The organism is Salinivibrio sp. IB574, from assembly GCF_001996205.1.
Taxonomy (GTDB): domain Bacteria; phylum Pseudomonadota; class Gammaproteobacteria; order Enterobacterales; family Vibrionaceae; genus Salinivibrio; species Salinivibrio proteolyticus.
On the sequence record NZ_MUFN01000024.1, the window covers coordinates 14,037 to 38,369 of the forward strand.

Here is a 24,333-nt window from a genome sequence, read left to right on the forward strand (position 1 = left end):
TCTTCTGTTTTAAAAGTAACAGTTAGCTCAATAAACTGGCTGTGATGTTAAAAGCGATATTTTTTAACAGCCCCAACCAGTAACAGATTGATTACACAATAGTAAAAAACACTGCTCTGTGGGCAGGATGAATCAAGCGGATAAAGGCAACCCAGTGAGCGAATTTCGATTCAAACAATTTAGCGTGACTCAAGACAACTGTGGGATGAAAGTCAGTACCGATGGGGTATTGCTGGGCGCTTGGGCTAACCCCAAACAAGCGAAAAATAGCCTCGATATTGGCACAGGAACCGGCCTTCTGAGCTTGATGCTTGCGCAGCGTTTTCAACATTTATCGCTCACCGCCATCGAGTACGATCCCGCCGCTTATGCCTGTGCAACCCGAAACGTGCGTGTCTCCCCCTTTGCAGCGCAAATTCAACTTCGACAAGGTGACATTACACAGTGGCACACGTGCACACGCTTTGAGCACATCGTATGTAACCCTCCCTATTTTACCAGCGGACAAACCGCACGCGATGCCAAGCGTGCCACGGCTAGGCATGCACACACATTGACGCATGAGGCGCTACTTCACGTGCTCGCGGCGCGGTTAACCCCAAGCGGATGTGCCGATCTTATCTTACCCGTTACCGAAGGCGAGCGATTGATTGCCGATGCGACACAATATGGTCTGCACCTACATCGTCAGGTGTACGTTCACCCGACCCCTAGCAAACCCGCATCACGATTACTTTTTACCCTCAGCCCCACGACGCATCCATTGATCTCTGATACGCTGGTGTTACGTGATGACCATAACCACTTTACCCCCGCGTTTGCTGCATTAACGCGCGATTTTTACCTAAAATTGCCTTAGTCAGTACACACCTTTCTGGTGGTCACTCGGTATGATCTATTTACTGATACTCTGCATATCGACGCGATTTACGTATATAATGCCGCTCTTAACTGTCCTTGGAGAACAACCCTGTGCGAAGCTTTGCCGAACTTGAGCTCGATCCTGAATTGCTCAGTGCCCTCGACGATATGGGCTATCAACGTCCAACGCTTATCCAATCCGAGGTTATCCCCCACGGGATGGATGGACGCGACATTTTAGCCTCTGCGCCAACAGGTACAGGCAAAACCGCCGCCTTCTTGTTGCCTATGCTACAGCACTTGCTCGACTTTCCTCGCCAAAAGCCTGGACCGGCGCGAGTGCTGATTTTGACCCCCACCCGGGAGCTCGCGATTCAGGTCGCTGACGAAGCCCGAGCTTTGGCAGTCAACACAGAACTCAAGATTTTCACCATCACCGGTGGTATTTCTTATCAAGATCATGCAGAACAGCTAGGCAAAACACAGGATATCGTTGTCGCCACACCGGGGCGACTCATGGAGTACATTGAGGCAGAACGCTTCGACTGTCGCGCCATCGAGTGTTTGGTGTTAGATGAAGCCGACCGCATGCTCGATATGGGATTTGCCAGTGCGGTCAACCGTCTCTCTGATGAATGTCAGCGTCGCAGTCAAACCATGTTGTTTTCCGCCACACTTGAAGGTCGTGGCGTCACTGGATTTACCGAAAGCTTGTTGACCGACCCTGAGCTTATCAATGTGGAGCCACCCCGCCGGGAGCGCAAAAAAATCACCCAGTGGTATCACCGCTGTGACGATCTAGCGCATAAACGCGCCTTGCTGAAACATATTCTTACCGAGCAAGCCGAGCGCGCCATTGTGTTTGTCAAAACACGCGAGCGTTTAGCCGATCTGCGTGATTACATGCAGTCACAACAACTGGATTGTGCGTGGATCCAAGGTGAAATGCAGCAAGCCAAACGCAACAATGCAATTAGTCGGTTTAGTGAAGGTAAAGTGAACGTCTTACTGGCCACCGATGTCGCCGCACGCGGTATTGATGTGCCAGATATTACTCACGTGATTAACTACGACTTACCGCGTACCGCGGATGTCTACTTACACCGCATTGGTCGCACCGCACGCGCGGGTAAAAAAGGCTCGGCCTTATCATTGGTAGAAGCCCATGATCAGCCGATGATGGAACGTATTTCGCGTTACATGGATGAAGATGTTAAAGAGCGAACCATTGATGGCCTAAAGCCAAAACATAAAAAAGCAGAGCATAAGAAGAAAAAGAAGAAGCAAACCGGTAAAAAAGCCGTTTCTGCTAAAAAGCCGAAAAAGCGTAAAAAGAGCTAGACAGCCCTTACCTACTGCGACAGCTTGATTGTCCATCGCTTATATGAAGGAGGCCGCATAAGGCCTCCTTTTGTATTGTTATCCCGCCTATTTTTCTGAACACAAAACGATCAGATTCACACATCAAAAAATCAAATGACACAAAATATTAACAATTGAGAACCAAATCAGTTTAAGATGCGGGTGGATAAAAAAACAACATGATGCAAACACAGTAGAAGGAACTCACTATGCAATCGTTTGTCGATTTTTTAAATAGCATCATTTGGAGTCCAGTGCTGATCTACACCTGCTTGGGTGCCGGCCTGTTCTACTCCATTTTGACGCGTTTCGCACAAGTCCGTCACTTCTCGGAAATGTGGCGATTACTTTTCTCCGGCAAAAGCTCAGAAAAAGGGATTTCGTCCTTCCAAGCTCTCGCGGTCTCACTTTCGGGTCGCGTCGGTACCGGTAATATCGCTGGGGTTGCTGCTGCAATTGGGTTTGGTGGTCCAGGAGCGGTATTCTGGATGTGGGTCGTCGCCTTTCTCGGCGCTGCGACCGCGTACACAGAGTCAACCCTCGCACAAATTTACAAAGAAGAGGATAACGGTGAGTTCCGCGGCGGCCCAGCGTATTACATTGAAAAAGCGATGGGTCAGAAGTGGTATGCCATTTTATTTGCGTTCGCGACCCTACTTGCATGTGGTGTGATGCTGCCGGGCGTGCAGTCTAATGCGATCGGTAACGCAGTAGAGACGGCGTTTGGTTCTGGTGCTATGGTTGATACGGCGATGTTTGGCGCCCTAGAGGTGTCGAAAGTCATCACCGGTGCCTTCATTTCCGTTGTACTTGGCTTCATCATTTTTGGTGGTGTAAAGCGTATTGCCCACTTTACTCAAATCGTTGTGCCATTTATGGCGCTTGCTTACATCATCATTGCGTTCGTGATCATCTTGCTAAACATCAGCGAGATCCCTGGTGTAGTTGCTATGATCATTGGCGATGCCTTTACACCGATGGCAGGTGCCGGTGCTGCGATTGGCTGGGGTGTGAAACGTGGCGTCTACTCTAACGAAGCCGGACAAGGTACAGGCCCTCATGCCGCCGCTGCTGCCAACGTTGAGCACCCGGCACAGCAAGGTTTAGTGCAATCATTCTCCGTCTATATCGATACCCTGTTAGTTTGTTCTGCCACCGCGTTTATGATCATCATTACCGGAGCTTATAACGTACATGGTGCGGGTGACGCCTTTATCGTGCAAAACCTCGCGTCATCTGTCGCAGCGAACAGCCCTGAGTTTACGCAGCTGGCTATCGAGCAAGCAATGCCGGGCCTAGGTAAACCCTTTATCGCCTTTGCATTGTTCTTCTTCGCATTCACAACCATCTTGGCTTATTACTACATCGCCGAAACGAATATCGCGTACTTACGCCGCACTTTTAAAGTGCCCGGTATGATGTTTGCGCTTAAAATCGTGCTGATGTCAGCGGTATTCTATGGGTGTGTACGTAGCGCGAACCTGGCGTGGGCATTTGGTGATGCCGGTGTTGGTCTGATGGCATGGCTCAACATTGTCGGTATTATCATTATTTTCTTTATTGGTAAGCCCGCACTCAAAGCGCTTAGAGACTATGAAGAACAACAAGCGAAAGGTGTTGAGACCTACACGTTTGATCCTGTGAAATTAGGGATTAAGAATGCAGACTATTGGGAACAACGCCTTGCTCGTCGCCAACAAACGCAAAGCGACCAAGCAGAAGATGGAAAAGGTAAGCCGGTGAATCCCACCGCGTAACTACTGCTTAGTTAGCATCAAAAAGGGCGCCCATCGGCGCCCTTTTTATTAATGAAGTGATGCAGGATTAATCGTCAAGACGAAAAATAATATCCACTTGATCACGCACTTCCATCGTCGCATCTTGATAACTGGCTGCCACATCCGCTTTAGCACCGCGCATTTCAGCCTGCATCATAACCGGGCGAGGCGAGCTTGAGCGATAGCGAATCTGCCATACGCCGTCCAACTTCATCGCTAAACTCTCGGCCAGTGCGGCTGCTTTTTCACGTGCATCCTTCACCGCAGCCTCTCGGGCTTTCGCTTCTAACGCGGCATAATCACTGCTCGTCAGTTGAATATGGCTAATACGGTTTATACCATCGCCTAACGCACCATCCAGCACCGGGTTTAGATTAGAGAGATCATTTAAGGTCACCGTCACTTGACGTTCAGCGCGGTAACCCGTTAATTCTGGGGCTTTATCTTTGGGATACTGATAACGTGGTGACAGGTTAATATGCGCACTTTCTATTTGTTCACGTGCAACGCCTTGTTTATTCAATCGGTTGATAAACTCAGCCACCGCCTTATCCGAAGCGAGTTTAGCGGCTTTGGCGCTTTTTCTTTCTGATACTACAGCAACATGGATCATCGCCATATCTGGCTTAGCTGTCACTTCACCGACCCCTGTGATTTCAAGATGGGGAAAATCGATATTAGCCATGGCGGCAGGCGCCATCACCAGTGTACTGGTCAACAGCACCATTGCTTTGAGTTTACGCATACGGTCTCCTTAAATGGGTTCACGATTTTACTGACACTCAGGTAAGACTCTCGATGAGCCAAAAGGCTCCCTGTGTTCGGTCAATTTCCGGTTAAGATTGCACTAATGCACGCTGTGCCGCTTGTTGGCAAGCATGGGTCATTTCCGATAACACACCACTTYCCATTGCCCAATAGTGCCAATAAAGATGACGAGCCTCGACTTTACCCGGCATCACATCGATCAAAGTCCCCTCCTCGAGCTGCTTTGATACCATTAAACGGGGTATTAAACAGTACGCCATGCTTTTACTTGCCATCGCGACAAAGGCCTCAGACGAGCGAACAATATGACGTCGCCACCCAGCGGCAGGCATCGCAAAATGGGACGCAAGAAAGTCCGCGTGCATATCATCATGCGCATCGAAAATGACGGCGGGTGCCGCCATTAAGGCCTCCCTATCAATCCCTTGGGAGAAATATCGCTGTGAAAATGCAGGGGTTGCCACACAGCTATAGTCCATGCGACCCAAATACAGGCAATCACATCCATGCATGGGTGTGGAGTCTGTGCTAATGGCTGCAATTGCCTCACCACTTCGCATCCGTTTCAAGGTGCGGCTCTCATCTTCAACTAGCAAGTTGAGATCAATCGCTTGCGAGGCTAACAAGGGGGCGAGTGCCGGTAGCAACCATGTCGCGAGGCTATCAGCATTAGTGGCAATTGATACCGAGAGTACGGAGCCATCCACATCTGGAGCAAGCTCTGGCAATGTCTCTTGCTCCAAAAGCTGAACACGCCGGTACAAACCCAGTAAACGCTGCCCAATCGGTGTCAACCGAGGCGGCTGCTCGCGAACCATCACAGGCTGCGCAATTTGTCGCTCCAGTTGTTTGATCCGCTGCGAGACCGCCGATTGGGTAATAAACAACGCCGCAGCGGCACGCTCAAATCCCCCTAAGGTGATCACCGCGTCTAACGCTTCTACGCCTCGATAGTCCATTCACACCCCCATAAGTTAGACTAATTAACCATAAATATAATTAAGTTCACTTAATAGCCATCCCTGCTTAAAGTGGGAGTCATACCTCGTGATAAAAGGATCAACCCGTGAGTAGTTTTTTTGTGGCACTCCAAGGCTTGGGGCTAAGCCTAACCATGATTATTCCTATCGGCGCACAGAATGCCTACGTGATTAACCAAGGGATCAGCCGTGAACATCATATGACCACCGCTTCCATTTGCTTTTTGTGCGATATCATACTGATTTCAAGCGGTATTTTTGGCGGAGGCGCACTACTGGCTAGCTATCCGGTGTTACTCAACACCATTACATTAGCCGGCATCGCATTTTTAACTATGTATGCATGGCAATTTATTCAAAATGCTCGCCAGCCTGCCGAGAACGATGTGTCCACGCCCACGATGAGCCGAGGTCGACGTGCCGTGATTATCGGCGCACTAGCAGTGACTCTACTCAATCCACATGTCTATTTGGATACAGTCGTTGTCCTAGGTGCCATTGGTGGACAGTTTGCCTTTGATGAGCGTGTTGCCTTTACGGTAGGTGCATTACTCGGCTCTTGCTTATGGTTTTATGGCTTATCCGCAGGGGCGGCGCGCTTATCTCCTTGGCTATCTACCCCGTCGATTCGCCGCCTGCTCGATATCTTAATGGCCAGTATGATGCTTTTTGTCGCGATAAAACTCGCTTTAGGTTTATACACGCGCCTCGTCGCAGGATAAAAAAACGGCACCCATTGGGTGCCGTTTGATGATCAACGTTAAAGCGCAAGTTATTCACTCACATCACCGCGGTTGATATGTACACTCATCTGCGGGAATGGGATCTCAATATTGTGCTCGTCCAAAGCTTCTTTCATCGACTGCAGCAGCTCGTAATACACGCTCCAATAGTCACTGGTTTTCACCCAAGGGCGAACCACAAAATTCACGGATGAGTCCGCCAGCGTCATGACACCAATTGTCGGTGCAGGATCTTTCATGACCAGAGGATGATTGGTCACCACCTCGGTTAAAATGGCTTTGGTCTTTTTCAGATCCGCGTTGTAAGACACGCCAATGGTGTAGTCAATACGACGTGTCGCATGTTTAGAGTAGTTGGTGATTGGACTACTGATCACCGAGCCATTCGGCACCACCACCATCTTATTGTCAGGCGTGGTCAATACTGTGGAGAAAATTTGAATCGACTCGACCGAACCGGCAACGCCTGCCAATTCAACGTAATCACCTGATTTAAATGGACGAAAGGTAACAATTAAGACACCAGCAGCAAAGTTGGCTAGTGAGCCTTGCAAAGCCAAGCCTACCGCTAAACCTGCCGCACCGAGAATCGCGATGACAGACGCGGTTTGTACCCCAATCCGGCTGAGCGCGGCAATCAATACAATGATAAAGAGCAGATAACGCACCAAGCCGTGAATAAACTCCACTACCGCGTTATCCATTTGACGCTTACGCATCACCGCAGCCAGTGAATTGGCCAAGCCTTTCACCACGAGGTTACCGATAATTAGGATCAGTAACGCAGACAAGATGTTCACGCCATACTGGATCAATAGATCTTGGTGATCGACAAACCATGTTTGCGCAAACTTAGCGCCTTCTACTACCGCGTTTTCCTCACTCATTCCCTTGTCCCTCTTTTTGGACCATCAATGATAACGCTATGCTAACAGGCTTTGGCCTACTTGTGTCTAGCTTTGTAGCACGAAACTGAGACAGTTATAGGCGACGTGTCCGAAGTGGTATCCAATCAGGTATAAAAAAACCCGCCAAACGGCGGGTTTTGATGACCGGAGAAACGATACTTACAGTACGTCAATCGCGTTAAGGTCAGAGAATGCTTGCTCGAGACGGGCAACCATAGATTCTTGACCTTTGCGTAGCCATACGCGTGGGTCATAGAATTTTTTGTTTGGTTGGTCGTCGCCTTTCGGGTTACCGATTTGGCCTTGCAGATAGGCTTCGTTCTCTTGGTAGTATTGACGAATACCGTTCCAAGTTGCCCACTGGGTATCGGTGTCGATGTTCATTTTGATCACACCGTAACCGATAGACTCTTCGATCTCTGCTTGTGAAGAACCAGAACCACCGTGGAATACGAAGTTCAGCGCGTTTGGTGCAAGACCAAATTTCTCTGCACAGTAGGCTTGAGAATCACGCAGGATGGTTGGTTTTAGAACCACGTTACCTGGCTTGTAAACGCCGTGTACGTTACCGAATGAAGCGGCGATGGTGAAACGGTGGCTAACTGCAGACAGTTTCTCGTACGCGTAGGCAACTTCTTCTGGCTTGGTGTAAAGATCGGCGGTATCAACATCGCTGTTGTCCACGCCATCTTCTTCACCACCGGTGATGCCCAGTTCGATTTCCAGCGTCATGCCCATTTTGTCCATGCGCGCTAGGTACTCAGCACAGATTTCCATGTTCTCTTCCAGTGACTCTTCAGACAGGTCAATCATGTGAGAAGAGAACAAAGGTTTACCGTGTTCTTTGTAGAAAGCTTCACCAGCGTCTAGCAAACCATCAATCCATGGCAGCAATTTTTTCGCAGCGTGGTCAGTGTGCATGATCACAGGCACACCATAGACTTCAGCCATCGCGTGTACATATTTTGCACCCGCTACTGCGCCTTTGATTTGAGCTTCTTGACCGTCTAGCTTCAGGCCTTTACCTGGGAAGAAGCCAGCACCACCGTTTGAGAACTGGATAACAACCGGTGCTTTTACTTTCGCAGCGGCTTCCATCACAGCGTTGATAGAGTCAGTGTTCACCACGTTGACTGCTGGCAGCGCAAATTTGTTCTCTTTGGCGACTTCAAATACTTTCTGAACGTCATCGCCCCAGATAACGCCAGGTTTTACAAAATCAAAAACTTTAGACATGGCTCTCGTCCTATTAACTCGGGTTGTCTTTGCTTAAACTTCGTGAAGGTGCCACAGCACCTTACTAGAAATGGTGCAATCGTTTACGACTCGGCCTATTGTAGTCAAACGAATGCGAAAACGGGAGACATCGCTCCCGTTTTATCACGTCAATTACGCGTCTTTGGCACGTGCTTCTAGCATTTCTACCGCTGGTAGTGGTTTGCCCTCAACAAACTCGAGGAACGCACCGCCACCTGTGGAAATGTATGACACGTCAGCTTTGATGCCAAACTTATCGATGGCAGCCAAGGTGTCACCGCCACCGGCGACAGAGAAGCCTTCTGACTCTGCAATCGCTTGTGAAATACCCTTAGTGCCCGCTTCAAAGTTCTTGAATTCAAACACGCCTACAGGGCCATTCCAGAGGATGGTTTTGGCATTTTTCAGAATGTCAGCCAGTGCTTGGGTAGATTCTGGGCCTAGGTCGAAGATCATGTCATCGTCTTGCACGTCTTCAACACGCTTGATCTCAGCTTCTGCGTTTTCATCAAACGCTTTGGCACACGCCACATCTGTTGCCACTGGAATATGACACTCTTCCATCAGTGATTTTGCGGTCTCGACCAAGTCTGCTTCGTAAAGAGACTTGCCTACATTGTGACCGGCTGCAGCGATAAAGGTGTTGGCGATACCGCCACCGACAACGAGCTGATCCGCCACGGTTGACAGAGATTTCAGCACAGTCAATTTGGTCGATACTTTTGAACCACCCACAATCGCCACCATTGGGCGCGCAGGGTTGTCCATCGCTTTACCCAGTGCGTCTAGCTCGTTCGCCAGTAGTGGACCTGCACAGGCAATCGGTGCGTGCATACCCACACCGTGAGTCGATGCTTGCGCACGGTGTGCAGTACCAAATGCGTCCATCACAAACACATCACACAAAGCAGCGTATTGTTTTGATAAAGCTTCGTCGTTCTTTTTCTCGCCTTTGTTAAAGCGTACGTTTTCCAGAACCACCAGCTCACCAGCATTAAGCTCAAGGCCATTCAGGTAGTCTTTGGCCAAGCTAACCTTGCAATCCAATGCATCGTCAAGGTAGTTCACAACAGGCTGTAGCGAGAATTTGTCTTCAGGCTGGCCTTCTTCAGGACGGCCAAGGTGAGAGGTCACCATCACTTTCGCACCTGCCGCCAGGCAGTGCTTGATGGTTGGTAGTGACGCCAAAATACGCGCGTCAGATGTGACTTTGCCATCTTTCACTGGCACGTTGAGGTCTGCACGGATAAAGACACGCTTTCCGGCAAGATCCAAGTCGGTCATCTTAATTACAGACATAAGGTCCTCTCTATAAGGTTGCAAATTGAAACTGACTTAATCAGGGCGATACCCCCACTTGCTGGCTACTGCGTTGTCGCTGCCATGGCAAGGGTGGTATCCAACATTCGGTTGGCAAAACCCCACTCGTTGTCACACCAAACCAGCGTTTTAATCAGCTGATGGTTACTCACCCGCGTTTGTGACCCATCGACAATGGCGCTGTGTGAGTCATGGTTGAAGTCAATCGACACCAAGGGCGCTTCGGTATAATCCAGGATACCGTCTAATGTACATCGAGATGCGGTTTGCAGAGCTTGATTTACGTCATTAACTTTCACTTTAGTACGTACAGTGACACTTAAATCCATCGCTGTCACGTTTATCGTCGGTACTCGGACCGAGATCGCCTCAAACTTGTCAGAAAATTTCGGAAAAATCCTACCAATCCCGACATGTAATTTGGTGTCTACCGGAATAATAGACTGACTTGCCGCACGTGTGCGACGCAGATCGGTATGGTAGGCATCGATCACTTGTTGATCATTCATCGACGAGTGAATCGTGGTAATAGTGCCTGACTCAATGCCAAAGTGCTCATCCAGCGCTTTAATCACAGGCACAATGCAGTTGGTGGTACAAGAACCGTTTGAGACGATACGATCATCGCTGGTCAGTGCTTCGTGATTTACACCAAAAATAACCGTACGATCGACATCTTGGCTGGCGGGATGGGAAAACAGTACTTTTTTCGCCCCCGCGGCAATGTGAGCCTCACCATCGGCGCGCGTGCCGAATGTACCGGTACAGTCGAGCACAATATCGACATCGAGGTCGCGCCAAGGCAAAAGGTGGAGTTCGGATAAGTGAAGAAGACGAATGCTGTCAGTAGCAACGAACAGATGTTCTTGATTGAAAGACACCGGCCACCCGAAACGCCCATGGCTGGAGTCATACTGCAGCAGGTGGGCCATCGCTTCTGGTTCCGCGAGTTCATTGATCGCCACCACTTGGATGCGATCCTGTTTGCCGCTTTCATACAAGGCGCGCAATACACTGCGACCTATGCGACCAAATCCATTAATTGCGACTCTTAGTGTCATGTCCATCGGTGCTCGTTTGACAACGCCGCCCAGTGTATCTCAAGCACGTAAAAGACGCACGTCTTATGTGAGGCTAATCACGCGACTGTTCACGCCATCCTACCCAAAAACGCCCGTTTGACTAGAGGCCAAAACGGGCGCGGCAGTGTTATCGCCGTCTCTATCCCCGATAAAAGAGACAGACGGGTCGGAGCTTCCTTAGAAGTGGATATTCATCCCTACCCAGTAGCGACGCTCATCGCTGATGTAACCGTAATCGTCATAGTCCAACGATTTATCTAGCAAGTTGTATATCGCCCCTTGCAACTCAATGGCACCGGTCAGTTGGTAGTTCGCCCCGGCATCCACCATGGTATACGCAGGTTCGATATTGCTGCGCGATGATGGGCCCGTTACCGGATCCATTTCTGTACCACGGTAAGTCACGCTCGCCCATGGGCTGAGTTTTTCGGTCGCTTGCCAATTCACTTCACCATGCGCTAGCGATTTCGGGATCTGGTTAAGTGGCTGCCCTTTATACTCACCGGTTTTTTGTTCCGAGTCGGTATAGGTGTAGCTGGCACTTACATCCACGGTATCACCGATGGGCACGAAAATACTCGCTTCCACCCCTTGGGTAACCGCTTCATCCACATTGACACGATAAGTTGGATCCGAGCCCCATTTGTTTGGTCCCGCAGTACATACGGTATCGGGGCACGTCACACGGGTGATCTTGTCTTTAAAGTCATTGTGGAACACACCAATCGACCCCGTGATGCCGTTATCCCCTTGATAGTTGAGGCTCAGCTCGGTATTCACGGATGTTTCAGGGTCAAGGTCGGGGTTACCGTAGATATTACCGCCACGGCTCACCTGGGCCCAGTTAGGCGTAATTTCGCGAAGCTGCGGAGACTTAAAGCCTGTCGCCACCCCACCTTTTAGTATCCAGTTATCAGTAACTTGATAAACCCCATACAGGCGAGGACTGGCGTGGTAATCGTAGTTTTCATCGTGATCGACTCGAAGCCCTAAAGTCACACTCAGCGGCTCCAAGACGCGCCATTCGTCCTCAACAAAAATCGCTGATTGCGTATTATCGATACTGGTCTTGGTCGACGCTTGGTTGGAGGTAAAATCTTCCAACTTCGCATAGACAACAGAGCCACCAACCGTCAGGGTATGCGCCTCGAAATCACGCACTAAACTGGTTTTAAATTCGGTATTTTCGATGGTCATTTCGCGGCTTTTATTCCGACTCTGTTCGTATTGCAAGTGGCTGTCAGACCATCCCCAGTCCCAATTCCCTTTGTGGCTGACGGCTATCGACTGACGCCGATATTCATTATTACTGTTCTCACAGCTGCCGCGACAAAGGCTATCGTCACTCGGTACGGAGCGGCCGACATGACCACGGCGATCTTGTGCGTTGACGCCGAGGTCAAGCTCCCAACGGTGCAAATCATTATGATCGTAAGTCAAGGTGGTGGATAAAGAGCGTAATGACTTATCTTCATAGCCGTACTGGATATCATCTTCTTGGCGCTGCGTGTTTTGACCCGTCAGTTTCAATCCAACTTTGTCACTTAACATGCCTGATAGGTAAAAGTTCGCGCTTTGCTCATCGCCCGATGCGCGATTTTCTTGCATCACGGTGCTCAGCTGCACGTTACCGTGCCAATCTTGTTCACCACGACGCGTAATAATATTGATAACCCCCCCAATCGCATCCGAGCCATACAGGGTTGACATAGGGCCACGAATGACCTCAATACGTTCAATCGCTTGTAGCGGTGGCAGCCACCCCTGCTCAATACCCGGGCCGTCACTGTTAGGGCGCGTTTCACGGCTTGAGGTTCGTCGGCCATCCACCAAAATCAGGGTATATTTTGAAGCCATGCCGCGAATACTGATATCCGTCGTATCACCACCGCCAGTCACCACCACACCCGGTACCCGTTTCAATGCGTCTGTCACATCACGATAGTAGCGCCCTTCTAACTGATCTCGGCTGATCACACTAATACTGGCAGGTGCTTTGGCAGTCACCTGCTCAAACCCAGAGGCGGTGATCACCATGGTTTCCGTGTTGGCTGCCTCAGCGGCAGAAAGTGAGGCTATAGGCATTCCCGCTAATACCATCCCAACCACAACGGGACGAAGACGACTAGACATATCTTACTCCATTTTTTGATAATAATTATCATTTGATTAGTGAGAATTATTCATATTAGAGTAAGGAAACCCAGCCCTAAAACTGGAACAACTTGTTCCAGTTTTAGAACGTGAAACAAGTAAGCGTTTATTTCATCTTACTGATAAAAAAGAAAAATAGGATAAAGAAGCATGCAGGACCTTGCCGCTATCCGTGCGTTCGATGCCCTTTGCCGCCATCAAAGCTTGACCGCAGCGGCTGACGCACTCCACCAGCCCAAATCGACCATTAGTCGGCGGCTGGCACAATTAGAAAGTGACCTTGGCCAAGCATTAACCCAACGGCAGGGAAATCGGTTGGTACTCACTAAAGCCGGCGAAACCTTTTCGCGCTATTGCTCGCAAATTTTGGCTCTGGCTGAGGAAAGCCAAGAAGCCATTCACGGTCTGAATAATGAGCTAAAAGGGCCAATTGAAGTCATTTGCCATCCGGCGCTCATGCGTGGCTGGGCTGGTCCTTTACTGAATCATTTTTTAACCGAGCATCCCAAAGTGTCCATCACCTTAACCAGTGAGCTGAGTGCACAGCGTATCCAAGCGGCTGATATTGTTATCTGGGCCGACGATGTGATGCTCCCTAGCAATTGTCGCACCCAAACACTGGGTCACTGGCACTACGGCATTTACGCCTCGCCCGCGTATGTTCAGGTATATGGTCCGTTTTCACACCCCTGCGCGTTGGATGATCACGCTTGGCTGGATGTGTTTGCGTTGCGCCGACGTGGACTCACACTGTTTCACTCCCATCAGGCTCCCTATCATTTGAGCGCGCTTCCCAGCCGGTTTAACTGCGATATGGTTGCGATTCAAATCGATGCGATTGCCAACGGACAAGGTGTGGGCCTGCTACCCACATGGAATGCTGAAGGGTATCAGGCGCATCATCCAGACAAGATTATCCGCTGTTTGCCACACTGGCAGTCGGCCGCGGTACCGATTCGATTATATAGCGCCTCGGGGCGACTGCCTTTGCGCATAGAAACACTGGTGGAGCGATTTATCACTCGTGCTCCCAAAGCGTGGACAGATGCTCAGATGGCCGATGATGTTATGCCTGTAGCCGTCGAATAACGCCTGACCGCGCAATCGTTTGCTATACCTAGATAGATAGCGCTATGCATCAACTTGCTTGCGTTTGTCACAATTACGAATAGAATAGACGTCTAGAAGTTAAAACATCTGAGATGATCGGCGATCGATTTCGCCTCGTATCGTCGGTATTCTTGATAAACAATGAGAGTGTCACATGGCTAAGCACCTGTTTACTTCAGAGTCTGTCTCTGAAGGCCATCCAGATAAAATCGCAGACCAAATTTCAGATGCCGTTTTGGATGCAATTCTTGAGCAAGATCCAAAAGCGCGCGTTGCCTGCGAAACCTATGTAAAAACCGGCATGGTAATGGTCGGCGGCGAGATCACCACCTCAGCGTGGGTCGATATTGAAGAGCTGACACGCCAAACGGTTCGCGACATTGGCTATGTACACTCAGACATGGGCTTTGATGCCAACTCGTGCGCAGTGCTCAACACCATTGGTAAGCAGTCACCAGATATTAACCAAGGTGTTGACCGTGCCGACCCCAAAGATCAAGGCGCAGGCGACCAAGGCATTATGTTTGGTTACGCAACCAACGAAACCAATGTCCTTATGCCTGCCCCGATCACTTACTCGCACCGTTTGGTCGAGCGCCAAGCGCAAGCGCGTAAAGATGGCACCCTAGATTGGTTGCGTCCAGACGCTAAAAGTCAGGTCACTTTTGCGTACGACAACGGCAAGATCGTCGGCATCGATGCGGTTGTGCTTTCTACTCAGCATTGCGACAGCGTCTCTACCGAGACCCTGCGTGAAGCGGTGATGGAAGAGATTATCAAGCCTGTTCTTCCTGCCGAATGGCTGACCAAAGAAACCAAGTACTTCATCAACCCAACCGGTCGTTTCGTAATTGGTGGCCCAATGGGTGACTGTGGTCTTACTGGCCGTAAAATTATCGTCGATACCTACGGCGGTGCAGCCCGTCACGGTGGTGGTGCATTCTCCGGTAAAGATCCATCGAAAGTTGACCGCTCAGCCGCCTATGCGGCACGCTATGTGGCGAAAAACATTGTCGCTGCCGGTCTGGCGGACCGCTGTGAAATCCAATTGTCTTACGCGATTGGTGTCGCCGAGCCGACTTCTATCATGGTCGAAACCTTCGGTACCGAAAAAGTGGCCCCTGAAATCATCATCAAGGCGGTGCGTGAAAACTTCGACCTGCGCCCATACGGTCTGCAGGAAATGCTTGATCTGCTACAACCGATTTATAAGCAAACCGCCGCATATGGTCACTTTGGTCGTGATATTTTCCCTTGGGAAAAAACCGACAAAGCCGAGCTATTGCGCGAATTTGCTAAACTTGGTTAATCTTGGGCTAACGCTCATTGTGCGCAAAGAAAGGAAGGGAAGCAGCGGCTTCCCTTTTTTAATCACCCATGTGCTGTGACACGTGTTAAATGACGCATGTTACGTGACCCCAAGACGTTAACTCGAGTGAGGTAACGATTGCCATGTCCGCAGTCTCTGAACCACTGGCTGATGCCGTTTTTGAACGAGTACGCGAGTGCATTGACATCGCCAACCACCAGCTCGGTATTCAACTGACTTATCCCGACACTAGCCTGTCGCTGCGGGGACGTGCCGCCGGCACAGCGCATCCCAGCCAATGGCGATTGCGTTTTAATCCCGTGCTGCTTCAACAGTCTCCTCACGTGTTTTTTGAGGAAGTGATCCCGCATGAAGTCTGTCACCTCGTCACCTTCGCATTGTATGGACGCGTTAAGCCTCACGGCTCACAATGGCGCACCTTGATGGAAACCGTGTTTCAGGCACCAGCCAACACCACCCATCAACTCGATATTACCGCCGTTCAAGGCAAAACGTTTGCCTATGCGTGCCACTGCGGGGAAGTGGCCTTGACCGTACGGCGCCACAATAAAGTGCAACGCGGTGAGGCGAGCTACCGATGTAAACGCTGTCACCAAACGCTGATGCCGGTGTCTGCCGTACTCTAGTCGCGTTTTTCTCGTCTTGGTTTTTTTCGTGTCTGTCCCCATATCAACACAAGCCTCCCAGTCACAGAACAGCGTGTTACACTGGCAACTTATTGATAACGGAACTCAAGCATTATGCGTATTCCTCGAATTTATCACCCAGACCCTTTGCCATCGCAAGGCGATGTGACGCTCACCGACGATGCGGCCAATCACATTGGACGCGTATTGCGCATGCAGCCAGGCCAAGCCGTGCTGCTTTTTGATGGCAGTGGCGCTCAGTTTCCCGCCACTTTAAGCGATGTCACTAAAAAACAAGTGTCCGTGACCATCAGTGCACGAGACGATCACAGTGTGGAGTCGCCACTTGACCTCGAGCTTGGACAAGTGATCTCGCGCGGCGAGAAAATGGAGTTCACCATTCAAAAATCGGTCGAACTGGGCGTCAATGTGATCACACCGTTGATATCAGCGCGGTGCGGCGTGAAGCTCAATGCAGAACGACTCGAGAAAAAACGCCAACAATGGCAAAAGATCGCCATTGGCGCCTGCGAACAAAGCGGCCGTAATCGCGTCCCAGAAGTTCGTCCTGTGATGATGTTGGAGGCGTGGAGCCAAGAAGCCTTTGCCGGACTGAAGCTCAACCTACATCCTCGCGCCCCATATTCCATTAATACGCTGCCAGAACGTCCATCGAAGCTACGCTTGTTGATAGGCCCCGAAGGGGGACTGTCCGATGAAGAAATCGCCATGACGCGCGATTGTGATTTTAAAGAAATTTTACTCGGCCCCCGCGTATTGCGGACCGAAACCGCCGCACTGACGGCCATTACCGCTTTGCAGGTTCGTTTCGGTGATTTGGGTTAGTTGGCGAACAGGAGAATCAAGATGAAAATTGGTGTAGTGATGGATCCGATCTCGGCCATCAATGTAAAAAAAGATTCCACGTTTGCCATGATGTTGGCAGCACAAAAACGCGGTTGGGAAGTGCATTATATCAACATGGATGATATGTCGATGTTGCAAGGTGCGCCGTACGCGAAAACCCATCAAGTCTCGCTACAAGACGATCCGAACGATTGGTATCAAATTACCCACACTCAAACACAGCCACTGAGTGTGTTTGATGCCATCCTGATGCGTAAAGATCCTCCGTTTGATACCGAATATATTTACGCGACCTATATGCTCGAGCGTGCCGAGCAGGCGGGAGTATTGATTGTTAACAAACCGCAGAGCTTGCGCGATTGCAATGAAAAGCTGTATACCGCCTGGTTCCCAGAACACACTCCGACCACACTAGTGACCCGTCGTGCCGACGAGATCAAAGCATTCCAAGCCGAACATGGCGATGTGATTTTAAAACCGCTCGATGGCATGGGCGGCGCATCTATCTTTCGAGTCAAACAAGGCGATCCAAACCTGTCGGTAATTATTGAAACCCTGACCGAGCACGGCAGCCGTTTTTGCATGGCGCAAACCTTCGTGCCTGATATCAGCAATGGCGACAAACGTATCTTAGTGGTCGATGGTGAGCCGGTGCCATACTGCTTGGCGCGTATTCCTGCCGATGGCGAAACACGTGGTAACCTTGCCGCTGGCGGACGTGGTGAAGCCCGCCCGTTATCCCCCACCGATTGGGCGATTGCGCGTGCGGTTGCGCCAACACTTAAAGAGAAAGGCTTAATTTTTGTCGGCCTTGATGTCATTGGCGACAAGCTGACTGAAATCAACGTCACCAGCCCCACCTGCATCCGCGAAATTGATGCAGCGTATGATATATCGATTGGTGATTTGCTGATGGATGCCATTGCAACACGTTGCCAAGGGTAAGTCAGTGGGCGCATTTAATGCGCCTATTTTCACCTAACTTTGTTTTTTAGCGCATACTCAAAGTACGCGCCTCAACGGGAGAACGGCGATATGAATCTGAAAAATCATTTTTTAGTCGCAATGCCAAGCATGACCGATAGCCGTTTTCAACATGGTGTGATTTACGTGTGTGAGCATAACGATGACGGCGCGATGGGATTGATGATCAATCAGCCTATCAATATCTCGGTGGGCAAAATGCTCGACCAAATCGAGGTTGAGCGGCAGCTTCCGCTCTCACAAGCCAAAGATAGCCTGGCGCAACCCGTCCTGTTTGGCGGCCCAGTGTCGGAAGATCGCGGCTTTGTGCTCCACCGTGCAGATCGAAGCTTTGGCACAAGCATCCCACTGTCTGACGATCTTGCGGTCACTACCTCCAAAGACATACTGTCTATTTTGGGAACCGATGAGCAGCCCGACCAATTTATTGTCGCGCTCGGCTATGCCGGATGGGAGCCCGGGCAACTTGAGCTGGAGTTAGCCGAAAACAGCTGGTTAACCTTGGAAGCCGATCCCAAAGTGATTTTTGACACCCCCCTTAGCGAGCGTTGGCAAAAAGCCCTTGATCAACTGGGGATCAACGCGGCGAATTTATCTTCAGAAATAGGACACGCATGACTTCACACACCGTGCTTGGGTTTGATTATGGCGTTAAAAGTATTGGCGTTGCGATCGGTCAATCGTTAACGGGAACCGCACGCCCCCTATGTGCATTAAAAGCCCGCGATGGGATCCCCAATTGGGAAGAGATCGCGTCATTACTCAAAGAGTGGCAACCCGATGTTTTGGTGGTCGGCTTGCCACTTGACTTGAATGGTGAACCACTAGAGACCATCACCCCGCGCGCCCGCAAGTTTGCCAACCGTCTGCATGGACGTTTTGGTTACCCTGTCGAGCTGCACGACGAACGGCTTTCAACCCGAGAAGCCCGTGCAGCATTGTTTGAACGTGGTGGCTATAAGGCACTGCAAAAAGGCGCGGTCGATGCACAATCTGCGGTGGTGATTATCGAAAGCTGGTTTGAACGCCAGTACGCCGATTAATCCAGCGAGCCCGCTCTTTCAATCCGTACATGATCCAGTGCGCTGCCCGGCGCACTGTGCTTAGCACCGGTTTTGATCATCAACTTCAATTCATTGGCCGAGTCGGCATGTCGCAGCGCCTCATCCTCGCTGATACTCCCTTGCACATAAAGCGCATACAGCGATTGATCAAAGGTCTGCATACCAAAATGCTCCCCGCTCAACATGGCTTTTTTCAACGCGTGTAGTTCACCGTTGCGGATCAGCTCTGCCACATGCGCGTTATTGATCAATAATTCAAAGGCACCATGCCGCCCAACCCCATTCACACCCGGTACCAACTGTTGAGCGATAACACCTTTTAAGTTCATCGACAAATCAAACAAAAAGGTCTCTCGCTGTGCTTTAGGCATCAAGTGTAATGCCCGCTCCAGTGCTTGATAGGCGTTATTCGCATGTAAGGTGGCCAAGCAAAGATGGCCCGTTTCGGCAAACTGAAGCGCGAAGTTCATGGTTTCTGGCGTTCGTATTTCACCAATTACCACCATATCTGGCGCTTGCCTGAGCGCATTTTTTAGCGCTGTTTCATAATCCTGGGTATCGATACCAATTTCGCGTTGGCTAACAATGCATTGCTGATGCTCATGAACAAATTCAATCGGATCTTCAACCGTTAGGATATGGCCTTGCCCATAGTGATTACGAAACCCCATCATCGCTGCCATGGTTGTCGACTTACCCGACCCCGTCGCCCCAACCACTAAGACCAAGCCTCGCTTTTGCATCGCAAGCTCTTCGAGCACCACTGGGGTGCCTAACGATGACAAACGCGGAATCTCGGTTTCTATGCGGCGGATCACCATACTGGGCATATCACGCTGCCAATAAGCACTGATCCGAAAACGCCCAACACTGCGTTTTACCGCAAAGTTCGCTTCCCGCTTGGTAATAAATTGCTGCTTTTGTTCCTCGTTCATCGCACTGTTCAACATGACGTTGATTGCCGCCAGCGACAACGGCGAAGACAGAGGTTTTAAGCGTCCATCCACCCGTAACATCACAGGCGCATCCACAGAAATATACGCATCCGAGGCGGTGTGCTCTTGCATCGCCACCAGCACACTACTGAGTTTCATGCTTCCTCCTAAAGCGCACGTAATACGCGATCGCGTTGTTCCGGCGCGATCGTCCCTTGTCCGACTAAATCGGCCAGTGCTTGCTCCATGGTTTGCATCCCTTGATTGGAGCCGGTTTGAATCATCGACACCATTTGCGCGACCTTATCCTCACGGATGAGGTTACGAATCGCTGGGCTTGCGATCATGATTTCATGCGCGGCCACGCGCCCACCTTGCGCTGTTTTTATCAGCTGCTGAGACACAACTGCCCGCAGTGAGGCTGAAAGCATCGAGCGGACCAGCGGCTTATCACTGCCGGGAAAGACATCAATAATACGGTCGACTGTTTTTGCGGCGCTTGACGTATGCAAGGTGCCGAATACCAGATGTCCAGTTTCCGCCGCCGTTAACGCCAAACTAATGGTATCGAGATCTCGCAGCTCTCCTACCAAAATCACATCGGGATCTTCACGCAACGCCGAACGCAGCGCTTGCTGAAACGATAAGGTATCGCGCTTCACTTCACGCTGATTAATCAAACTTTGTTGTGGGTGATGGATAAACTCAATCGGGTCTTCGATGGTGAGAATATGCTTAGGTGCGTGGCGGTTAATGTGATCAACCATGGCCGCCAATGTGGTGGACTTCCCCGAGCCCGTCGGGCCGGTGACCAACACTAATCCATTTGAGAGCCGAGCAAAATCCGCAAAAATCTCGGGTGCATGGAGATCCGCCAAACTAGGGACTGTCTCGGGGATCACCCGAAATACCGCCGCGCAGCCGTGTTGCTGATGAAATGCATTAACCCGAAAACGTCCTACAGACTGCATATGAAATGAAAAATCCACTTCCAACTGCGCTTGAAATTCACGCTGCTGGTTATCATTCATCACATCCAAGACCAATTGATTGACCTCTTGATGGCTCAACGCTGGCAAACTCAACTTGCGCACATCGCCATCTACCCGCACCATAGGCGCCACTCCCGCGGAAAGATGTAGATCTGACGCATTATGTTTTACACTAAAGGCCAATAGCTCAGTGATATCCATTCATTTTCCTCGCAGAATCAAGTATGTGTAGTATCAAGAAAAACATTGAACAGGTCATGGAACACATAGACCGCGCAACGCAAAAATGCGGCCGACCCGAAGGTTCGGTGCAATTGCTTGCGGTGAGTAAAACCAAGCCCATCGAAGCCATCGCAGAAGCGTTGGCGGCAGGACAACACGCGTTTGGTGAAAACTACGTACAAGAAGGCGTGGAAAAAGTGCAGCATTTTGCTCAGCATGCCGCACATTCCGCATTGGAATGGCACTTTATTGGCCCCATTCAGTCCAACAAAACGCGTCAAATTGCCGAGCACTTTGATTGGGTGCATTCGGTGGACCGCTTAAAAGTCGCTAAACGTTTGAGTGAGCAACGCCCCGCACATTTACCCGCCCTGAATGTGTTGGTGCAAGTGAATACCAGCGGGGAAATGTCAAAGTCAGGGGTCGCGTTTGAGGAGGCCGAAGCGCTGGTTGAGGCGATAGCTCAGTTACCGAATCTCACCGTAAGAGGGTTGATGTCGATTCCTCAACCTGAAACCGACTATGCCCAACAATGTGCCGCCTTCGCCCCTTTGGCTGACATGTTTTCAGCATTAAAAGCGAAGTACGAGAGTGTCGATACGCTATCAATGGGGATGAGCGGCGACATGGAAGCAGCGATTGCATCCGGAAGCACCATGGTACGAATTGGGACTGCGGTATTTGGGGCGCGAGAAAAACGCTAACGCGCAGCGAGAAAAAGAAAATAGAACGACACGTGACGTGCTGGTTATCAGCATCAGGTACCACCAACAATAGGAACGTCATTCATGGAACATCGCGCACTGACTTTTATTGGCGCAGGGAACATGGCTCGCTCCATTATCGCGGGCTTAATTCAATCGGGCTACCCAGCCTCAGCGATCACGGCGGCGTCACCAAGTGCCTCGCCGAATAGCGGCTTGCAGGCCGAATTGGGTATTCAGACCACCGCCGATAATCTTGCCGCATGCCAAGGGGCTGAGGTGGTGGTATTGGCGGTCAAGCCACAGCTGATGGCGCAAGTTCTCGCCTCGCTGACTGACGTCGATTGGCAAAACAAATTAGTGATTTCGATCGCCGCAGGGATCCATGCCGATCGCCTGATGGCGATGGCAGGCACAACACTCAACCTCGTTCGCGTGATGCCCAATACTCCCTCTTTAGTCGGACAAGGGATGAGTGGCCTTTATGCCGTCCCTACCGTGTCGGGTGAGGATCGTGATTATGCGGGCGCACTCATGCAAGCTGTCGGTGAGATCTGCTGGGTCAACCAAGAATCTGACATCAATGGCGTGATTGCGGCAGCCGGCAGCGCACCCGCGTATTTCTTCCGATTTATGGAAGCCATGCAGCAAGAAGCGATGCAGCAAGGCTTTGACGACCACACCGCACGTCGTTTGGTGCAACAAGCGGCACTTGGCGCTGCGCAAATGGTGGTAGCCAACCCGGATATCGGATTAGGCACTCTGCGCGAACAAGTGACCTCCAAAGGGGGCACAACCGCTGAAGCATTGCGTGTGTTTGACGAAAACCGGATCGGTGATATTGTCGCGCAAGCCATGCAAGCGGCAGTTAGCCGTGCCGAACAAATGGAAAAAGAATTTTAATCACTAAGGCGACGATATGAATGCAATGACCTTTCTGATCAACACCGCGTTTGATCTTTACATCATGGTGGTGCTGTTGCGCGTTTGGCTACAATTAGCCCGTGCCGACTTCTATAATCCTTTCTCCCAGTTTGTGGTGAAAGCAACCCAGCCTGTTGTCGGACCGCTACGTCGTCTGATCCCAGCACTGGGTGGTTTAGATCTCGCTACCGTGCTCTTTGGCTACCTGTTAATGGTCGCGAAGTTTGCCGTGCTCGATCTGGTGGCGGGTAATCCATTGACGCTAAGTGGTGGCATGTTTATTTTCTCCGCCATCGCACTCCTAAAAGCCGCCGGGAAACTGCTGTTCTGGGTGCTGATTCTGCGCGCTATTCTCAGCTGGGTCAGCCAAGGGAATAATCCGGTTGAATACGTGTTCCACCAACTGACTGAGCCCGTGTGTGCGCCGGTACGTCGCGTCATCCCACCGATTGGCGGGCTCGATTTAAGCATCTTGGTGGTGTTTATTGCCTTACAGTTTATCAATATGCTGATTGGCGATTTTCTCGGCCCAGTGTGGTACGCGCTGTAATGCCCGTCCGTGTTGATACTGAGACAGGCGCAATCACATTGCGCCTGTACGTACAACCTAAAGCAAGCCGAGACCAGTGTCTGGGCCAGCATGGCGATGCGCTTAAGATCGCCATCACAGCCCCACCCACGGATGGCAAAGCCAATGCCCATTTATGCCGCTGGCTTGCCAAGCAGTGTAAGATCGCAAAAAGCAATGTGACAGTGACCCACGGGTTAACAAATCGACACAAGCAAGTGCAGATTGATGCGCCCCAACAGCTTCCTGATTGGCTAACCCCGTATCTTCCCCACTGATCACTCATCGTCAATTATCCGTATTCAGGCGAGGCGACTCGCACGACAACAAGGAAGAATTATGCGTACATTTACGGTAATGCTGGTCAGTTTTCTGAGTCTATTCTCGCTGTCAGCGTGGTCAGGACAATACAAAGAGGTGGGTGAGCTCGAAGTGCACTACAACACGATCTCGACGACCTTTTTAACCCCAGAGATCGCAAAGCAGTACGACATCACGCGAAGTGGCTACCGCGGACTAGTTAATATCGCCGTGCTTGATAAAATGCAGCTCGGCAAACCGGCGGTCAGTGCGACCTTAACAGGAAGCGTGAAAAACCTCGTTGGCAACAGCCGTGAGCTAGACTTCAAGGAAATACGTGAAGGTGAAGCGATTTACTACATTGCTACCTTTGCGGCTGACGATGAAGAAACGTATCAGTTTCATATCGAGTTAAACGCCCAAGGCAACCGATCCGCCACCTTGGACTATCGCTACAAATTTTACGTTGATACCCCTTAATCGGGCTTTAAGCA

Annotated in this window: 25 protein-coding genes; 16 read left to right on the forward strand and 9 right to left on the reverse strand. The window is 50.6% G+C overall.

All coding sequences use genetic code 11. The annotated features are described in order from the left end of the window. Positions 1–127: 127 nt before the first annotated feature. From BZJ17_RS12380 to BZJ17_RS12390, 3 genes are all read left to right on the forward strand, one after another. Complete coding sequence (locus BZJ17_RS12380; protein WP_241836802.1) at positions 128–859, forward strand: methyltransferase; 732 nt, start codon at positions 128–130, stop codon at positions 857–859. A gap of 113 nt (positions 860–972) precedes the next feature. Next, positions 973–2,202: an ATP-dependent RNA helicase SrmB gene (srmB, locus tag BZJ17_RS12385; protein ID WP_077640932.1), complete on the forward strand. Its 1,230-nt coding sequence runs from the start codon at positions 973–975 to the stop codon at positions 2,200–2,202. A 230-nt stretch (positions 2,203–2,432) separates the two neighbouring features. Next, complete coding sequence (locus tag BZJ17_RS12390) at positions 2,433–3,980, forward strand: alanine/glycine:cation symporter family protein (protein ID WP_077640933.1); 1,548 nt, start codon at positions 2,433–2,435, stop codon at positions 3,978–3,980. 67 nt (positions 3,981–4,047) lie between these two features. On the opposite strand, the gene BZJ17_RS12395 is transcribed toward BZJ17_RS12390, so the two are convergent. Both BZJ17_RS12395 and BZJ17_RS12400 read right to left on the reverse strand, forming a co-directional pair. Further along, positions 4,048–4,746, reverse strand: a complete 699-nt coding sequence (locus BZJ17_RS12395) for an oxidative stress defense protein (RefSeq protein ID WP_077640934.1) — start codon at positions 4,744–4,746, stop codon at positions 4,048–4,050. A gap of 91 nt (positions 4,747–4,837) precedes the next feature. Continuing rightward, positions 4,838–5,728 (reverse strand): LysR family transcriptional regulator ArgP, encoded by an 891-nt coding sequence (locus BZJ17_RS12400; RefSeq protein WP_077640935.1) that lies wholly within the window; start codon positions 5,726–5,728, stop codon positions 4,838–4,840. Positions 5,729–5,883: 155 nt separating this feature from the next. Here BZJ17_RS12400 and BZJ17_RS12405 point away from each other — a divergent pair, with 155 nt between their 5' ends. After that, the gene (locus BZJ17_RS12405) at positions 5,884–6,471 is read left to right on the forward strand and encodes a LysE/ArgO family amino acid transporter (protein ID WP_077640948.1); all 588 of its coding nucleotides are present in this window, start codon (positions 5,884–5,886) and stop codon (positions 6,469–6,471) included. 50 nt (positions 6,472–6,521) lie between these two features. On the opposite strand, the gene BZJ17_RS12410 is transcribed toward BZJ17_RS12405, so the two are convergent. The 5 genes from BZJ17_RS12410 to BZJ17_RS12430 all read right to left on the reverse strand — a co-directional run bounded on the left by BZJ17_RS12410 (position 6,522) and on the right by BZJ17_RS12430 (position 13,192). Further along, positions 6,522–7,379, reverse strand: coding sequence for a mechanosensitive ion channel domain-containing protein (locus BZJ17_RS12410; protein WP_077457400.1), 858 nt, complete (start codon positions 7,377–7,379; stop codon positions 6,522–6,524). Between the two features lie 180 nt (positions 7,380–7,559). Then, positions 7,560–8,636 (reverse strand): class II fructose-bisphosphate aldolase, encoded by a 1,077-nt coding sequence (gene fbaA / locus BZJ17_RS12415; protein WP_069591186.1) that lies wholly within the window; start codon positions 8,634–8,636, stop codon positions 7,560–7,562. A gap of 153 nt (positions 8,637–8,789) precedes the next feature. Beyond that, positions 8,790–9,956: a phosphoglycerate kinase gene (locus BZJ17_RS12420; protein WP_077457402.1), complete on the reverse strand. Its 1,167-nt coding sequence runs from the start codon at positions 9,954–9,956 to the stop codon at positions 8,790–8,792. Between the two features lie 65 nt (positions 9,957–10,021). Further along, complete coding sequence (epd, locus tag BZJ17_RS12425; protein ID WP_077640949.1) at positions 10,022–11,038, reverse strand: erythrose-4-phosphate dehydrogenase; 1,017 nt, start codon at positions 11,036–11,038, stop codon at positions 10,022–10,024. A gap of 198 nt (positions 11,039–11,236) precedes the next feature. Continuing rightward, positions 11,237–13,192, reverse strand: coding sequence for a ligand-gated channel protein (locus BZJ17_RS12430; protein ID WP_077640936.1), 1,956 nt, complete (start codon positions 13,190–13,192; stop codon positions 11,237–11,239). A 171-nt stretch (positions 13,193–13,363) separates the two neighbouring features. Here BZJ17_RS12430 and BZJ17_RS12435 point away from each other — a divergent pair, with 171 nt between their 5' ends. The 7 genes from BZJ17_RS12435 (at position 13,364) to ruvX (ending at position 19,173) form a co-directional block, all read left to right on the forward strand. Continuing rightward, positions 13,364–14,302 carry a LysR family transcriptional regulator gene (locus tag BZJ17_RS12435; protein ID WP_077640937.1) on the forward strand — a complete coding sequence of 313 codons (939 nt, stop codon included), beginning with the start codon at positions 13,364–13,366 and terminating at the stop codon, positions 14,300–14,302. 175 nt (positions 14,303–14,477) lie between these two features. After that, positions 14,478–15,632, forward strand: a complete 1,155-nt coding sequence (gene metK, locus BZJ17_RS12440) for a methionine adenosyltransferase (protein WP_069591183.1) — start codon at positions 14,478–14,480, stop codon at positions 15,630–15,632. Positions 15,633–15,775: 143 nt separating this feature from the next. Next, on the forward strand, positions 15,776–16,279 hold the full coding sequence (locus tag BZJ17_RS12445) for a SprT family zinc-dependent metalloprotease (protein ID WP_077640938.1): 504 nt from the start codon (positions 15,776–15,778) through the stop codon (positions 16,277–16,279). 114 nt (positions 16,280–16,393) lie between these two features. Then, positions 16,394–17,125, forward strand: coding sequence for a 16S rRNA (uracil(1498)-N(3))-methyltransferase (rsmE, locus tag BZJ17_RS12450; protein WP_069591180.1), 732 nt, complete (start codon positions 16,394–16,396; stop codon positions 17,123–17,125). Positions 17,126–17,146: 21 nt separating this feature from the next. Further along, complete coding sequence (gshB, locus tag BZJ17_RS12455) at positions 17,147–18,091, forward strand: glutathione synthase (RefSeq protein ID WP_077640939.1); 945 nt, start codon at positions 17,147–17,149, stop codon at positions 18,089–18,091. Positions 18,092–18,181: 90 nt separating this feature from the next. Next, the gene (locus BZJ17_RS12460; RefSeq protein WP_069591178.1) at positions 18,182–18,748 is read left to right on the forward strand and encodes a YqgE/AlgH family protein; all 567 of its coding nucleotides are present in this window, start codon (positions 18,182–18,184) and stop codon (positions 18,746–18,748) included. Further along, on the forward strand, positions 18,745–19,173 hold the full coding sequence (gene ruvX / locus BZJ17_RS12465; protein WP_069591176.1) for a Holliday junction resolvase RuvX: 429 nt from the start codon (positions 18,745–18,747) through the stop codon (positions 19,171–19,173). Before BZJ17_RS12460 ends, ruvX begins: the two co-directional genes overlap by 4 nt. On the opposite strand, the gene BZJ17_RS12470 is transcribed toward ruvX, so the two are convergent. Together BZJ17_RS12470 and BZJ17_RS12475 are read right to left on the reverse strand one after the other, a co-directional pair. Next, the gene (locus BZJ17_RS12470) at positions 19,170–20,288 is read right to left on the reverse strand and encodes a PilT/PilU family type 4a pilus ATPase (protein WP_069591175.1); all 1,119 of its coding nucleotides are present in this window, start codon (positions 20,286–20,288) and stop codon (positions 19,170–19,172) included. The two genes, ruvX and BZJ17_RS12470, sit on opposite strands and share 4 nt — an antisense overlap. A gap of 8 nt (positions 20,289–20,296) precedes the next feature. Then, the gene (locus tag BZJ17_RS12475; protein WP_069591174.1) at positions 20,297–21,322 is read right to left on the reverse strand and encodes a type IV pilus twitching motility protein PilT; all 1,026 of its coding nucleotides are present in this window, start codon (positions 21,320–21,322) and stop codon (positions 20,297–20,299) included. 23 nt (positions 21,323–21,345) lie between these two features. On the opposite strand from BZJ17_RS12475, the gene BZJ17_RS12480 reads away from it, so the two are divergent. The 5 genes from BZJ17_RS12480 to BZJ17_RS12500 all read left to right on the forward strand — a co-directional run bounded on the left by BZJ17_RS12480 (position 21,346) and on the right by BZJ17_RS12500 (position 24,319). Continuing rightward, positions 21,346–22,047 (forward strand): YggS family pyridoxal phosphate-dependent enzyme, encoded by a 702-nt coding sequence (locus BZJ17_RS12480; protein WP_069591173.1) that lies wholly within the window; start codon positions 21,346–21,348, stop codon positions 22,045–22,047. An 84-nt stretch (positions 22,048–22,131) separates the two neighbouring features. Beyond that, on the forward strand, positions 22,132–22,950 hold the full coding sequence (proC, locus tag BZJ17_RS12485; RefSeq protein WP_077640940.1) for a pyrroline-5-carboxylate reductase: 819 nt from the start codon (positions 22,132–22,134) through the stop codon (positions 22,948–22,950). A 16-nt stretch (positions 22,951–22,966) separates the two neighbouring features. Continuing rightward, positions 22,967–23,521 (forward strand): YggT family protein, encoded by a 555-nt coding sequence (locus BZJ17_RS12490; RefSeq protein ID WP_069591171.1) that lies wholly within the window; start codon positions 22,967–22,969, stop codon positions 23,519–23,521. Further along, positions 23,521–23,817 carry a DUF167 family protein gene (locus tag BZJ17_RS12495; protein ID WP_069591169.1) on the forward strand — a complete coding sequence of 99 codons (297 nt, stop codon included), beginning with the start codon at positions 23,521–23,523 and terminating at the stop codon, positions 23,815–23,817. Before BZJ17_RS12490 ends, BZJ17_RS12495 begins: the two co-directional genes overlap by 1 nt. A gap of 61 nt (positions 23,818–23,878) precedes the next feature. Next, on the forward strand, positions 23,879–24,319 hold the full coding sequence (locus BZJ17_RS12500) for a DUF4426 domain-containing protein (RefSeq protein ID WP_069591168.1): 441 nt from the start codon (positions 23,879–23,881) through the stop codon (positions 24,317–24,319). Positions 24,320–24,333: the final 14 nt, after the last annotated feature.

Excerpts from the sequence above, each read along its gene's own strand:
- BZJ17_RS12380 (WP_241836802.1), top strand. The coding sequence starts at position 128 with ATGAATCAAGCGGATAAAGGCAACCCAGTGAGCGAATTTCGATTCAAA.
- rsmE (WP_069591180.1), top strand. The coding sequence starts at position 16,394 with ATGCGTATTCCTCGAATTTATCACCCAGACCCTTTGCCATCGCAAGGC.
- BZJ17_RS12460 (WP_069591178.1), top strand. The coding sequence starts at position 18,182 with ATGAATCTGAAAAATCATTTTTTAGTCGCAATGCCAAGCATGACCGAT.
- BZJ17_RS12475 (WP_069591174.1), bottom strand. The coding sequence starts at position 21,322 with ATGGATATCACTGAGCTATTGGCCTTTAGTGTAAAACATAATGCGTCA.
- BZJ17_RS12490 (WP_069591171.1), top strand. The coding sequence starts at position 22,967 with ATGAATGCAATGACCTTTCTGATCAACACCGCGTTTGATCTTTACATC.
- BZJ17_RS12495 (WP_069591169.1), top strand. The coding sequence starts at position 23,521 with ATGCCCGTCCGTGTTGATACTGAGACAGGCGCAATCACATTGCGCCTG.
- BZJ17_RS12500 (WP_069591168.1), top strand. The coding sequence starts at position 23,879 with ATGCGTACATTTACGGTAATGCTGGTCAGTTTTCTGAGTCTATTCTCG.
- epd (WP_077640949.1), bottom strand. The coding sequence starts at position 11,038 with ATGACACTAAGAGTCGCAATTAATGGATTTGGTCGCATAGGTCGCAGT.
- BZJ17_RS12470 (WP_069591175.1), bottom strand. The coding sequence starts at position 20,288 with ATGAAACTCAGTAGTGTGCTGGTGGCGATGCAAGAGCACACCGCCTCG.
- ruvX (WP_069591176.1), top strand. The coding sequence starts at position 18,745 with ATGACTTCACACACCGTGCTTGGGTTTGATTATGGCGTTAAAAGTATT.
- BZJ17_RS12420 (WP_077457402.1), bottom strand. The coding sequence starts at position 9,956 with ATGTCTGTAATTAAGATGACCGACTTGGATCTTGCCGGAAAGCGTGTC.
- BZJ17_RS12430 (WP_077640936.1), bottom strand. The coding sequence starts at position 13,192 with ATGTCTAGTCGTCTTCGTCCCGTTGTGGTTGGGATGGTATTAGCGGGA.
- BZJ17_RS12480 (WP_069591173.1), top strand. The coding sequence starts at position 21,346 with ATGTGTAGTATCAAGAAAAACATTGAACAGGTCATGGAACACATAGAC.
- fbaA (WP_069591186.1), bottom strand. The coding sequence starts at position 8,636 with ATGTCTAAAGTTTTTGATTTTGTAAAACCTGGCGTTATCTGGGGCGAT.
- metK (WP_069591183.1), top strand. The coding sequence starts at position 14,478 with ATGGCTAAGCACCTGTTTACTTCAGAGTCTGTCTCTGAAGGCCATCCA.
- BZJ17_RS12435 (WP_077640937.1), top strand. The coding sequence starts at position 13,364 with ATGCAGGACCTTGCCGCTATCCGTGCGTTCGATGCCCTTTGCCGCCAT.
- BZJ17_RS12445 (WP_077640938.1), top strand. The coding sequence starts at position 15,776 with ATGTCCGCAGTCTCTGAACCACTGGCTGATGCCGTTTTTGAACGAGTA.
- BZJ17_RS12405 (WP_077640948.1), top strand. The coding sequence starts at position 5,884 with ATGATTATTCCTATCGGCGCACAGAATGCCTACGTGATTAACCAAGGG.
- proC (WP_077640940.1), top strand. The coding sequence starts at position 22,132 with ATGGAACATCGCGCACTGACTTTTATTGGCGCAGGGAACATGGCTCGC.
- BZJ17_RS12410 (WP_077457400.1), bottom strand. The coding sequence starts at position 7,379 with ATGAGTGAGGAAAACGCGGTAGTAGAAGGCGCTAAGTTTGCGCAAACA.
- BZJ17_RS12390 (WP_077640933.1), top strand. The coding sequence starts at position 2,433 with ATGCAATCGTTTGTCGATTTTTTAAATAGCATCATTTGGAGTCCAGTG.
- gshB (WP_077640939.1), top strand. The coding sequence starts at position 17,147 with ATGAAAATTGGTGTAGTGATGGATCCGATCTCGGCCATCAATGTAAAA.
- BZJ17_RS12395 (WP_077640934.1), bottom strand. The coding sequence starts at position 4,746 with ATGCGTAAACTCAAAGCAATGGTGCTGTTGACCAGTACACTGGTGATG.